Origin of the sequence: Bacillus cereus group sp. BfR-BA-01523 (assembly GCF_022662615.1) — a bacterium.
GTDB lineage: Bacteria > Bacillota > Bacilli > Bacillales > Bacillaceae_G > Bacillus_A > Bacillus_A mycoides.
This window is the reverse complement of the sequence record NZ_JAKUDX010000002.1, coordinates 577,352-590,548: the sequence shown is the minus strand read 5'-3', so window position 1 is coordinate 590,548 and position 13,197 is coordinate 577,352. Positions and strand designations below refer to the sequence as shown.

The following is a 13,197-nucleotide window of genomic DNA, read 5'->3' as shown; positions in this document are numbered from 1 at the left end:
CATGAGGTGGCACAAATCTATGAATATTTTTCTTTGTGGTTCAAATCAATTAACAGCATTAGATCAGGAAGAAATAAAAAAATTTTTAATTGACTATGCTCACAAACATAAAATTTACATATTATGTTATAAATCTATTGAAAATGAGGTTCTTCGTTTCTTCATTGAAAACGAAAGACTTGCTCAAAATTTATGTCTTTACACACTACAACCGTTACAAGTATTAACAGACGAATTTCAAGAAGTCGTTGATTACTTAAAAAAACACGGAGCCGAGTATATTGCTTTTGATCATCCTTCCGACTCCATTTATCGATCAGATTATATGTTTTTTGTAAAGCAAATTGTCGAAGATACCGATTTAGTTCTCTGTTTTTATAACGGAGATAAACATACGTCTGTCATTCCCGTTGACGTTGCAAAAGAAGCAGGAATTGATGCTGTTATTTATGATTTACCAGGCTTACATGAAAAGCAGATGAAAAAAAGCTTTGAACAAAAAATTCGTATGATGTAAAGGGGGAGGCACAATATCGTTATTGTGCCTATTGTAAATATGATAACTGAACAAGATTATAATCAATTTGTCGTAAGTTTTAAACAGCACTTTAATATGGATATCGCTTCCTATAAGCAAGATAGAATGCGCCGAAGAATCGACGCTTTCATTTCGAGAAAAGGTTTTGAAAATTACACAAATTTTTTAAATAATTTACGCACCGATCAAACGTTATTTTTAAGTTTTATTGACTATATTACAATTAACGTATCAGAGTTTTTCAGAAATAAAGAGCGCTGGCAAACGTTAGAGACGAAAGCTCTACCAAAGCTACTTGAACAAAATAACGGTAAATTAAAAATTTGGAGTGCTGCTTGCGCTGCCGGTGAAGAACCATATACACTTTCTTTAATATTATCGAAGCATCTAGCTCCGTTTCGTTATGAAAATCAAGCAACGGATCTTGATTTTCATGTTTTAGAAACTGCAAAACGTGGTCAATATACAGAACGCTCTTTGAAAGAATTACCTAATGATTTAAAACAACGTCATTTCACAAAAGAAGATGATACATATATATTGCATCAAAATATTAAACAGCAAGTTACATTTAAACAACATGATTTATTAATGCAGACATTTGATACGAACTACGATTTAATCATTTGTCGAAATGTAATGATTTACTTTACAGAAGAAGCAAGAATAAAGCTTTATGAAAAGTTTAGTCGTTCTTTACGAAAAGGCGGCGTACTATTCGTTGGTAGCACAGAACAAATTTTAACACCCGAACGCTACAACCTTCAGCGTTTTGATACATTTTTCTACGAAAAAATATAGAAAAAGGTCGTCATAATTGAAATGACGACCTTTTTTTATTATATAATACGAATCAATATGATACCTATAACCCATATAAAGAGAAATAGAGCTGTAACAGACCATTTATGCTCTTGAATCGTATGTTTCAACGCATGAGATAATTGCGTCATATTCATTTCTGCAAGTGCTCTCCACACGCTCACATCACGTTCTTTAGAAATACGATCTGTACCGCTAATTAAGATTGTTTCATTAGACAATTTCGTCATGTAAGCTGTAATAACCGTTATCATTAAATTTATATTTCCTTCTGAAGAATCACTTTCCACTCTAGAAATGAGCGCACTTACGTCAAGTAAAGGAATATGTACTTTTCGCCCGAATGAAAGCTGTACTTCAGCGAAATCATACGTCCCATCGAGTAACGGAATATCTTTTATATACGCTTGCTTAATAATCCCTTGTAAACTTCTAACAATTTGTTCATATATTTTTTCCGATTGCTTTCCTTCCTCGGACAACATATGTAACTTTGAAAACAACTGCAACACCGTATCCATTTCCTTAGAAAGCATTTCTTTTACAATCTTTCCATCACCTAAACTTGCAAGCAAAATCCCTATTTCATTGTTTTTCGAAATGATTTTGGGCTGCCCAGTAAACACAAGGTTACTCCGCTTTCGTTCTTTCTGAATTTCATGTTCTGAAATAGCTGCAGGCTGTTTTAATGGTTGTAGCGTCTTATTTTCAATTGTAGTACGTTTAATTTCCATCTAAGCGCCTCCACTACTATCAAATTATTAGCCCCACTCTTTATTACTCTTTAAAACTAAAAATAGTACAAATAATCCTGACATAACAGCAAACACATTAGAAGCCTGTACTCCCTGCTCACTTTTTTCCTCTTTCTTTTCTTGTTGTTCTTCTATTTTCTCTTTCTTTTTAGAAACGACTTGATTGTCATTTCCGCTTTTTTTCTCTTTATGAACCTTCACATTATTTACTTCCTTGTTGTCTGTTAACGACTCTTTTATAACGTAGTTGATTTCCTCTTTTTCTTTCAACGGCTCTTTTATATAAGAGTTCACTTTCTCTTCTTGCTTTGGAATTTGAACAACTGGAAGTTTTTCTTCTGGAAGTGGCATCTCTATTTTCGGATCTTCCTGCTTCTCAATTTCTTTCTTATCTTCTACTTCATTTTGATTCTCTTGCTCTTCTATCTTTTCATCATCTTTCACTTTTTGTTCGATGATAGAAACGATATATTCACTCTCTGTCACAAGTTTGTTACCTGCCCCATCTGTTACTTCCACAATAAGTTGATGTGGCCCAACAGGTAAAGCTTCTGTTATTTCAAATATTTTCTGCCAATCCATGTCGCGTTTATTATAGTCTAATAAAAAAGTAATATCGTTACCGTCTTCTTTTCCTTTTAATATAACGCGCACTTCTTTAACAACCGATTCTATATCTACCGTTTGTACTCGTATATGAACGGATTCTCCCTTTTTCCGTTCAATTAAGTTCCCTTTTGCCTCATCAATACTAACTTTCTCTAACTTTGGCAATTCTTTATCTATAGTTGGTGCTTCATTGTTTATACGAATGAGCGGGACATTTAATTCGTTCTCTATTACTTCTTCCTTCTCATCTTCTTTATAGCTTTCAACGAGCCTAAGGTTCCAATCACCTTGTAAATCATATATTCCGGCCTTATAATTAGCGATCCATCGCTTCGTTTCTTCTTCATACTCAAAAGATATTATTCTCTCTTGTCTGTACTGCTCACCATTTTTTTGTAATTGTAATATACCTTTTACACTTTGAATGTTTTTTTCATTTGGTTCTACAGCAATCCGCACTTCTTCGCCAACCTTTAGCTCCTGCTTATTAACTGTAATAACCCCTCGGTCTGTTTCTATCGTTCTTTCTTCTTTTTTTTCTTTCCCTTGCTCATTTTCTACTGCTTTTTTTTCATCTTCAACCGAGGGCATTTCCACTTGTTCTGGCTGTTCCTGAACTTCTTTATTTTTTCCCTCTTGGTCATTCATTTCGCTTATATTTTGATCTTGTACACTTTTTTCTTCTGCCTGCCCTCGAGATGGTAAAATTATACATATATGTAAGAATAGCCAACTAACTAGAAAAAACTTTACGTTTTTCATCTATTTGTTCAAACTCCTATTTTGACGCCTTATAGCGATTTCGTCATTTTTACTCCGAAAAACCCATCTACATTTACAAGTTCTCCATACGCCACTAATACATCGTTCACATAAATTTGAATCGGTTCATCAATATCTTCATCAAGTACGACCGCTTCATTTTCTTGTAGACTTAAAATATCTTGAATTGTTCTCACTGTACTTCCAAATACAAATTTAACATTCATTTCTACATTTTGTAGAATAGATGTATCCATATATACTGGCTCAACTTGCTTGACTTCTTTATATTCAATTGGCTGTACGACTGGTGCAGGAATTTCTTCCTCTTCAACAACTTCCTCAACTATTTCTTCTCGCTCTTCCACCATCGGATATAGAAGTCTTCTAACCATTTCTTTCGCTTCTGATATCGGTAGTATTTGATACATCTTTGATTGAAGGAGATCACCAATTTCAAGATTAAAAGTAATTTGAACGAGTTCGTCAACTGCCATCGACTCTCCCAAATACTCCATTTCTTCTTTTAAAGAAACAAATTTAACGTCTGGTGGTGTCATATCCATTTTTTCTTTAAACATTTCTGACATCGCTGTTGCAGCATGCCCCATCATTTGGTTCATAATTTCTTTAATGCCACTTAACTCTAATTCACTTAGCTCTTTCTCCGGATCAATTTCACCCGTTCCCATCATCATTAAATCTACCATTGTTAAAGCAACATCTTTCGTAAATACGAATACATTCTCATTTTTTAGTCCTTCAACAAAATCGACATTTAAAATAACAAACGGAACCGGTACTCCTTCATAATGACGAACATTAATCGCCTCTACATTTGGTGTACTAATAGTGACAGGCTGATTTAAAAGCGTCGATAGTACTGTTGAAGCCGAACCGATTGAAATATTCGCAATTTCACCAAGCACATCTTTCTCTTCTTGTGTTAATTGCTCTTTTTCTACATGCTCTTCTACAATCTCAGTTTCCTGCACTTCCGTCGGCTCATCTATTTCTTCTTCCACACCACCAGATAATTGTAACAATTTATTTATCATTCGCTTCGCATGTTCAACTGAAACAACCTGTACAAGCTGAGAATTCACAAGATTATCTATTTTTAATTCAAACGATACTTTAACAACCATATTATTCCCATTAATACCAGAAATCTTCTCCATCTCTTCTGTAAGTTGCACAACTTTAATTGTTGGCGGAGACATGTCTACCGTATCTTGGAAGAATTCTGACATAGATGTTGCTGCGAATCCCATCATTTGATTCATAGCTTCTTGTACTGCACTTAGCTCTAATTCACCAAGCTCTTTTCCCTCTTCAACTTCACCTGTTCCCATCATCATTAAATCAGCAATAGATAAAGCAACATCTTGTTGAAGAACAAGAAGATTTTCCATATCTAATCCTTTTGTGAAATGGATATTTAATACAACATGTGGAATTTCAACATCACTTGTATCATATAAATCTACCAATTCTACTTGAGGAGCAGTAATACTTACTTGCCTATTTAAAATTGTTGATAATACAGTCGAAGCTGAACCAAATGATATATTAGCGATTTCACCAAGAATATCGCATTCTTGAGGCGTTAAATGTTCATTTTCTTTTTCTAGCACAATTGTGCCAGTATCCCCTTTTGTGTGTTGCTCAGGCATTTTTCCTGCCTCCTCATTTTTGTTTTTCTATCAAATGATTTAAACTCTCTATTACACTCGTTATATTTTACCAAACTTATCATCCGAATTGTGAACATGTATTTACTTCCACAATATGTGTAAACGACGGTTTTCATATACTTATATTATTAATTCTACCCAAAAAGCTCCCCAATTGTATACAAGTGGGGAGCTTCCTTCATTCCTATTATAAACCTTCTGGGTTTAAAATGAGGACCACTCGTCCATCACCGAGAATTGTCGCACCAGAGAAATAGTTAGAGCTCTCTGCAAAGAAATCACCTAATGACTTTAAAACTATTTCTCTTTGACCGATAATTGTGTTTACGATAAGTCCATAGCTACGATGTGTATTACGAACAATTAACACAGGAACCATTTGACTATCATATGATGCGAACGCCTCATCTACTGTTTTTTCACCAAATACAGTACTTAAATGTTTCACTTCAATAATTTGATTGCGATAGTTTAAAACGTCTTTCCCTTGTAACGATTGTATGTCTTCTTTCTTAATTCGAATGGCTTCAGCAATATTGCCAAGAGGCAAGGCATAACGCTTATCATTTGTTTGAACAAGCATTGATTGAATAATAGACAATGTTAAAGGAAGTTCAATTCTGAATGTACTTCCTTTTCCTTCTTCAGAATCAATAATTAAATGCCCACCTAAACTATGAATCGTATGTTTAACAACATCTAATCCAACCCCACGTCCAGAAAGGTCAGATACAACTTCCGCTGTACTAAATCCCGGTTGGAAGATAAGATCAAAAACTTCACGATCCGTTAATTTATTTGCCTCTGATTCCGTTACAACACCATTTTTTATCGCTTTTTCTAATACTTTTCCTTTATGAATACCATTTCCATCATCAGTAATTTGAATTACGACATGATTTCCACTATGAAACGCCTCTAATTTAATAGTACCTGTCTCATTTTTCCCGGCATCACGTCGGTTTTCGACAGTTTCAATACCATGATCAATTGCATTACGAATTAAATGAACGAGTGGATCACCAATTTCGTCAATAACAATTTTATCAACTTCAGTATCTTCACCTTTAATTTGTAAATCGATTTTTTTACCTAAATCTTTCGCTAACATACGTACCATACGCGGAAAACGATTGAAGACCGTTTCAATTGGTACCATACGCATATTTAATAATACATTTTGGATATCTTTTGAAATATCCCCTAATCGATTTAAATGCTCGATTAACTCTTTATTTTGAATCGTTTCTGCTAATTCATCAATTCGTCCACGCTCAATTACACTTTCTTCAAACATATTCATTAATCTTTCGATTTTTTCTAACTGAACACGAATAGAACGATTCTCTACTTTAGCATTTTTCGTTTTTGTATTACTTTTAGCCGGTGTAGTACTAGCTGTTGGAGTTCGTGCCTCTAGAGATGGATCCAGCTGCGTTGCTGCAATAGATTGTACGATTCCTTCTTCAGCTATATCTCCTTGCTTCACTTCTACTTTCTCAATTTCAGAAACGTGAAGCACCACCTGTTTCAATTCTTCAACACTACGATCAGTATCCATATATACTATAAACTCAAATCCAAAAGCATCCGCTTCGATTTCTTCAATGCTTGGAACCGTTTTTTGTATATCCCCTACATTTTGTAATGCTTCAATACACATAATGGCACGTACTGCTTTTAAAATGGCTTGTTGTTCGACGGTTATATATACTTCATGTGAAACTGTATCATCATTGTTTATACTACTTTGCTCTACTTGTTCCATAGAAGCTTCTACATTCCCATTTAATAATGCTTCTAATTTATGCTTTGTAGATACAACATCAATATTACCCATTCCGCCCTGCTGCACATCTGTAACCATCTTTTCTAAATTATCAATGCACTCAAAAATAACATCAATAATATTAGCATTCACCATCATATTTCCATGACGGATTTCGTCTAAAACATTTTCCATCTTATGAGTTAAATCTGCCATTTCCGCAAATTCCATACTCGCAGACATACCTTTAAATGTATGAGCTGAGCGGAATATTTCCCCTACAACACCCATATCTGCAGGATTCTGTTCTAAATTTAGCACATTTTCATTTAGCGACTGTAAATGTTCTTCTGCTTCTTCAAAAAATATATTTAATAGATCTGTTTGCATTTTAATCCCCTACCTGTCTAACAAACATTTCATTTATGTATAACAATTTAGTGTTTTACAACGAGAAAAAAGGGGGCCACACGTCTATCCGCTATCATTGATTTGATTCTTTGTGGCACCCCTTCTATATTAGCTATTTGCTACTTTTGTTAAAGCTTCGATAACACGATCGGCTTGGAATGGCTTTACAATAAAGTCTTTTGCCCCGCCTTTAATTGCATCTAATACCATACCTTGTTGTCCCATTGCAGAACAAATAACAACCTTTGCACTCGAATCAATTTTCATAATTTCTTTTAATGCTTCAAGTCCGTCCATTTCTGGCATAGTAATATCTAGTGTTACAATATCAGGTTGAAGTTCTTTATACTTTTGAATCGCTTCTACCCCATTCTCTGCTTCACCGATAACTTCAAATTCTGAATTACTTTTTAATAAGTTTTTAATCATTGTTCGCATAAACATTGCATCGTCTACAACTAAAATTTTATGTGCCATTCTTTTTGGTTCTCTCCCTCTATGTATAAATATATCTTAATATTTCACCTTATCATTCTCACTCATTATACAAAATAAAACGAGAAAATTTAATATTTTTTTAAAAGAATTTCTGTATTTTTATTATTTTATTAATAAAATGGAAATATATTATTCTTTAATATATATTACAACGCGCCGGTTTTTCTCCCAATTTTGCGGTGAATCATTTGATGCTACTGGTTTTGTGTCCGCATATCCTACCGCTGCTAATCGTTTATCATCTACATTATACACTTCAATTAAGTGGTGAATCATATTAGCTGCTCGTGCTGAAGATAATTCCCAGTTGGAAGGAAATTTTTCATTATGAATCGGTCTACTATCTGTATGTCCTTCTACAACAATTGGGTTTGGTACCGATTGAAAGAACCCTACTAATTGACTAATTACTTCTTTTGCTTCCGGCTTAACATTCGCATCGCCTGTATCGAATATTAAGTTATCTACTATAACGATGCTAACACCTGTATCTTCTCGATATACATTCACTTGACTAACACCATTATTATCTACATATGCTTTTAACTTTTTATACAATTCATCCATTCGTTTTTTTGAAACTGCTTTTTCATCATTTTTTTCATGTGAAATATCTGGTATTGTACCTTCCATTACTTTCGCATCCACTTGTTCTGCATCACTAAACTTTTCAAGCATCTTCGATAATTTTACTGTATCTTGTTTTGATGTAGCAACTAATAGTACAAAAAAAGTCAATAACAACATCGTTAAATCAGTAAAAGTCGTCATCCAACGAGGCGATCCTTTTTGCGGTCGTTTTATCATCACCATACCACTCCTTGAAATATTAGGCTGCTCGTTTTTCTTTTTTTATCTTCGTTTCATATACGTATGTATCAAGTTTTAACTTTAACTTAGAAGGAATTTGTCCTCGGTAAAGCTCTGTGATTGCTTCTATTACAAACTTCTTCTCTGTATACAAATCTTCAATGCCACGATACACTTTTTCAGATAACGGTATTGCAATCATGTTTGCAATAACAGATCCATACAATGTCGTCAACATAGCAACTGCCATTCCTGTACCAATTTGCGCTGTATCTTGCAAGTTTTGAAGCATAATAATAAGACCAATTAAAGTTCCTATCATACCCCACGCTGGAGCGAAATCACCAATCTTATCTAATAATGTTGCTCCTTTTCTTAACTCATATACTTCTGTTTCAACATCTCTCATTAATACTTCTTTTAATTCTGCTTCATCATATCCACTTAACATTAAACGAATCCCCTTTTGAATAAAAGGATTGTCTACTTGCTCTCCATCAACTTCTAACGAGAGTAAACCATGTTTTTTAGACTTCCTTGAAAAATCAACGAACAAATCCGTTAACTGTTCTAGATTTTCCTCTCTTCTATGTAAAACAGTAAAAATACTTTTCGTATATTTTTTTATTTCTCCAAATCTATATGCCACAATAATTGTCGCTGTTGTTCCCCCTATAACGATCAAAATAGATGAAACATCTAAGAAATTTTTAAAAGCTTTTATTCCACCACCGCCAAGCATGATCGCTGCAATTAAAATAACGAAACCTACTACAATGCCAAAGGGGCTAGAAATATCAAACTTCCTTTTTTTCCTTTGCGGTCTAGCTAATCCTTGATTTTCGTCTCCCATATTCCTGCCCTTCCTTTTTCGTTTTCGTAAAACATTTTTTTATTTTAATAATGCGTTTTCACATATAACAATCATTATACGCGTATCATCTATTTATCGCAATATACTCATTAAATTGACACATTTCATTTCTATATTAGAATTATAGTATGGAAATATGAGGAGGATCACGATGGAACATAACATTTTACAAGTCATTGCATTAGCAGAAAAACTAAAATATGAAATGCGACATAGTTGGCTTTCTAACGGACGTCAAGAAAGTGTTGCTGAACATACGTGGCGTATGTCCCTAATGGCTATCTTAGTTGAGCCTTATTTGGATCAAAAAGTAAATATAGAAAAATTACTTAAAATGGTTATTATTCATGACCTTGTCGAAGCAGAAGCTGGTGATATTCCTGCCTTTGATACGATGAATAGCCGTGAATTACAATTACAAAAACAGAAAAATGAGCTAGGGGCCATTTTAAATATTAAACGTACACTAGAAGGTCCTCTCGGCGTGGAATTATACGATTTATGGATGGAGTTCGAAGCGAAAGAAACGTATGAAGCAAAAGTTGCTAACGCACTTGATAAACTTGAAGTGAAAATTCAGCATAACGAAGCTGATATTGATACTTGGCTACCAATTGAGCATAAAATGACTTTCCAAGTTGGTAAACATACAGATTTTGACTCTTTCTTATCTAGATTACAAAAAATCATTGAACAAGACGGAGAAAAAAAATTACTAGCTGCTGGCATTGACATTGAAGCATGTAAACAATAACCATTTAATTATGAAATAAGACACTCAAAATGAGTGTCTTATTTCATAATTGTTGATATTGCCTGCTTATAAATAAGTTGTTGTTTTCCATCTACTAATATTAATACTGTAAATCTATCTACTCCAACTACTTCCCCTACTATTCTTACTCCACTCTTTAAAAATATAGTAACTGCACCTTTTTCTTCTTTTATTTGTTTATACAACTCTTCTTGTAAGTGTTCCATAACTGTTTTCCCCTTTACAAATAAATAATCCTAATATAAAAAAATAAAGATTAATTACTTATATACTTTGTCTTTTATATTCATAAACTTATTAATTAGTATATCTAAATCTCGACTAAATAACAAAACTTTATCATGATCTAATCCATGCCTAGCAACAAGTTGAATTAACTCTTTCTTTTTATGTTCTATTTTATTGTGTAATTGTCCCATCTCCATCTCTATACTAAAACTCCCTTTTCCCATAATATTACTTGTAAAATTATAGTACATTTCCACTCATAAAAAAATAAAAAAATGGTTTTTTTTACAAATTTTATATTTATGAAAAGAAATTTTAATGTAATTGTAAGTTACATACCCCTTTCATTTGCAATACATTCACCTAGTATACACTTCCATATTGTTTTACCATTTAAAAAAAAGCGCTATGAAACAAAGTAAATATCACATTTAAATCCGATCACAGGCTCTTGTCTAATTAGAAGTAAGACTTGCTCCTTTTCTAAATAAAAACATATCTTATAAAGTAATCCATTAGTTATATAGATTAATTTCCTAAAAAGGAGGAAAAAACATGAGCTTTGGTGGTAGTTGTGCTGGTTTCGGCGGTGGATTTGCTTTACTCATCGTGCTATTCATCCTTCTAATCATTATCGGATGTAGCTGTTGGGGTGGCGGCGGAGGGTTTTAAATATAATACGTATCCTTTTCGCTAAACTCTAAATGAATGAAATATGTTAACTAAAAACTATACGAAAACAGCTCATATTTGAGCTGTTTTTTCATACTTTCGTATGAGTTTATTCTCCTTCTATTTTGCGATTTCAATAAACAAAACATCTTTTACTATTGAATAAGAAAACGTTTTTACTAAGGAGGATTATGATGATTAAAGGTCTTTATGAAGCACATTTACCTGTCTGTAATTTAGAAATTTCGATACCTTTTTATGAATCACTAGGGCTGAAATTATATAAAAGAGACAAAGATATCGCCTTCTTTTGGATTGTAGAAAATGCAAGTTGGATTGGTCTTTGGGAAGGAAAAGAATACAAAGTCAATTATCATCCAGCCTTACGACATATCGCCTTCCAAGTAAGCTTACACGATTTAGAAAACGCAATACACTGGCTCAAACAGAAAGGAATTTCAGCACGAAAAGACTTTGGAATGGAACCAATTGAACCAATCGTTTTTCCAGAATTAGCACACGCCTCCGTATATTTTAACGATCCTGATGGAAATAGTTTAGAATTCATTACACAATTGCCTGTTGGACTACCTAAAGCAGAGAAAATGTATTTAAGTGAATGGAAAAAACAAGTACCGGCATCACTTATAGATAAGGTTTAATTTCTCATGTCAATTTCTTATTACAGGCTTCTTAAAACAAATACAAACTTCAAAAGACTATTTTTCGGTCAAACATTAAGTGTACTTGGGGATTGGTTTCATACTGTCGCTTTATTAACACTCGTCTATAACATAACAGAATCTTCATTTATGTTAGCACTCACCTTTATGAGCAAAGGGTTACCTCAACTTCTTCTGAGCCCATTCATAGGCGGAATTGTAGATCGTTTTTCAAAAAAGAAAATTATGATTTTTACCGATATTTTACGAGGAATTATCGTCCTCACTTATTTATTAGCATTCTACAAGATTGAAATTATTTTCGTTTCTAATATATGTTTAGCGGTACTCTCTTGCTTATTCGAGCCTGCTAAGCAATCAACCCTAAAAAATATCGTACATCAAAAGCATTTAGTAACCGCTAACTCTCTTTCTAGTACAATCAATGGTTTTATGTCTATTATGGGAGCCTCTTTAGGTGGGCTCATTGCACAATCTTTAAGTATCGAGATTGCCTTTTTTATTAATAGCCTATCATACTTTATTTCAGCCTATATTATTTATAAAATAAAGATCCCTTCTCGTGACACTTTTAGCACGAAAAAAGCATTTTTTACTGATATAAAAGATGGTTATACATACATATTACAAAGAAAAATTATTTTATCATTAATTCTCGTCGGAATTTCATGGGGAATTATTGGAGGTGCTTATCAACTACTCTTAACAATCTATGCCGAAAGAATTTTCCACTCTAACATTGGAATTTTATATACGGTTCAAGGGGCTGGACTTATGATTGGTAGCCTTCTCGTTAACCTATATATATCTAAAAATGAAGACAAAATGAAAAGAGCATTTGGTTGGGCCTATTTACTACAAGGAATTTTCTTTCTCGGATTCGTTCTATCCGATCAACTTATTATCGGTATCATTACATTACTCTGTATGCGTATAGCAGGAGGAATCATCGTTCCACTTGATACGACATTGCTACAAATGTATACAGAAGAAAACATGATTGGTAAAGTTTTTTCATTTCATTATTCCATTTATGGATCTCTTATTCAGTTATCTATGTTTATAACAGGATGGCTTTTAGAAATTCTTTCTCCGCAAGTTATTGGTAGCCTGTTAGCTATATGCTGTATTTTTGTTAGTTTTATATGGCTTTTCTTGTTTTATCGCGGTGAGCTTGGTGAAGAATCTATTGATAATCAATAGATTCTTCACCAAATTTTATTTGATCTCATTTATTAGCGCTGCGTAACAATACAATTATTTGAAAATGGCAACCATATTCGTTAATGGGCCCT

15 protein-coding genes are annotated in these 13,197 nt (G+C 33.4%); 6 read left to right on the top strand and 9 right to left on the bottom strand.

Features of this window, described 5'->3' with window-relative positions:
* Nucleotides 1–19 precede the first annotated feature (19 nt).
* Complete coding sequence (locus MR066_RS07455) at nt 20–517, top strand: flagellar motor switch protein FliG (protein WP_002030924.1); 498 nt, start codon at nt 20–22, stop codon at nt 515–517.
* Nucleotides 518–556: 39 nt separating this feature from the next.
* Nucleotides 557–1,339 carry a CheR family methyltransferase gene (locus tag MR066_RS07450; RefSeq protein WP_242246737.1) on the top strand — a complete coding sequence of 261 codons (783 nt, stop codon included), beginning with the start codon at nt 557–559 and terminating at the stop codon, nt 1,337–1,339.
* A gap of 38 nt (nt 1,340–1,377) precedes the next feature.
* Here MR066_RS07450 and MR066_RS07445 read toward each other — a convergent pair whose 3' ends face one another.
* From MR066_RS07445 to MR066_RS07415, 7 genes are all read right to left on the bottom strand, one after another.
* The gene (locus MR066_RS07445) at nt 1,378–2,094 is read right to left on the bottom strand and encodes a hypothetical protein (protein WP_242246471.1); all 717 of its coding nucleotides are present in this window, start codon (nt 2,092–2,094) and stop codon (nt 1,378–1,380) included.
* 27 nt (nt 2,095–2,121) lie between these two features.
* Nucleotides 2,122–3,486 (bottom strand): transglycosylase, encoded by a 1,365-nt coding sequence (locus MR066_RS07440; protein WP_242246468.1) that lies wholly within the window; start codon nt 3,484–3,486, stop codon nt 2,122–2,124.
* A 29-nt stretch (nt 3,487–3,515) separates the two neighbouring features.
* Nucleotides 3,516–5,162, bottom strand: a complete 1,647-nt coding sequence (locus MR066_RS07435) for a flagellar motor switch protein (RefSeq protein ID WP_242246466.1) — start codon at nt 5,160–5,162, stop codon at nt 3,516–3,518.
* Nucleotides 5,163–5,370: 208 nt separating this feature from the next.
* Entirely contained in the window at nt 5,371–7,341 is a 1,971-nt protein-coding gene (locus MR066_RS07430) for a chemotaxis protein CheA (RefSeq protein WP_242246463.1), read from the bottom strand.
* A 129-nt stretch (nt 7,342–7,470) separates the two neighbouring features.
* On the bottom strand, nt 7,471–7,839 hold the full coding sequence (locus tag MR066_RS07425; protein ID WP_000940577.1) for a response regulator: 369 nt from the start codon (nt 7,837–7,839) through the stop codon (nt 7,471–7,473).
* Nucleotides 7,840–7,989: 150 nt separating this feature from the next.
* Nucleotides 7,990–8,667: an OmpA family protein gene (locus MR066_RS07420; RefSeq protein ID WP_002012067.1), complete on the bottom strand. Its 678-nt coding sequence runs from the start codon at nt 8,665–8,667 to the stop codon at nt 7,990–7,992.
* 22 nt (nt 8,668–8,689) lie between these two features.
* A complete protein-coding gene (locus MR066_RS07415; protein ID WP_088039091.1) occupies nt 8,690–9,523 on the bottom strand; it encodes a flagellar motor protein MotP in 834 nt (277 codons plus the stop codon).
* Between the two features lie 172 nt (nt 9,524–9,695).
* Here MR066_RS07415 and MR066_RS07410 point away from each other — a divergent pair, with 172 nt between their 5' ends.
* Nucleotides 9,696–10,298 (top strand): HD domain-containing protein, encoded by a 603-nt coding sequence (locus tag MR066_RS07410; protein ID WP_242246453.1) that lies wholly within the window; start codon nt 9,696–9,698, stop codon nt 10,296–10,298.
* Nucleotides 10,299–10,336: 38 nt separating this feature from the next.
* On the opposite strand, the gene hfq is transcribed toward MR066_RS07410, so the two are convergent.
* Both hfq and MR066_RS07400 read right to left on the bottom strand, forming a co-directional pair.
* Nucleotides 10,337–10,525 carry an RNA chaperone Hfq gene (gene hfq / locus MR066_RS07405; protein WP_002012071.1) on the bottom strand — a complete coding sequence of 63 codons (189 nt, stop codon included), beginning with the start codon at nt 10,523–10,525 and terminating at the stop codon, nt 10,337–10,339.
* 54 nt (nt 10,526–10,579) lie between these two features.
* On the bottom strand, nt 10,580–10,798 hold the full coding sequence (locus MR066_RS07400) for an aspartyl-phosphate phosphatase Spo0E family protein (RefSeq protein ID WP_033658168.1): 219 nt from the start codon (nt 10,796–10,798) through the stop codon (nt 10,580–10,582).
* Between the two features lie 304 nt (nt 10,799–11,102).
* On the opposite strand from MR066_RS07400, the gene MR066_RS07395 reads away from it, so the two are divergent.
* From MR066_RS07395 to MR066_RS07385, 3 genes are all read left to right on the top strand, one after another.
* On the top strand, nt 11,103–11,219 hold the full coding sequence (locus MR066_RS07395) for a YjcZ family sporulation protein (RefSeq protein ID WP_000007805.1): 117 nt from the start codon (nt 11,103–11,105) through the stop codon (nt 11,217–11,219).
* A gap of 194 nt (nt 11,220–11,413) precedes the next feature.
* Entirely contained in the window at nt 11,414–11,881 is a 468-nt protein-coding gene (locus MR066_RS07390) for a VOC family protein (RefSeq protein WP_242246451.1), read from the top strand.
* Nucleotides 11,882–11,887: 6 nt separating this feature from the next.
* On the top strand, nt 11,888–13,105 hold the full coding sequence (locus MR066_RS07385) for an MFS transporter (protein ID WP_242246449.1): 1,218 nt from the start codon (nt 11,888–11,890) through the stop codon (nt 13,103–13,105).
* Nucleotides 13,106–13,197 lie beyond the last annotated feature (92 nt).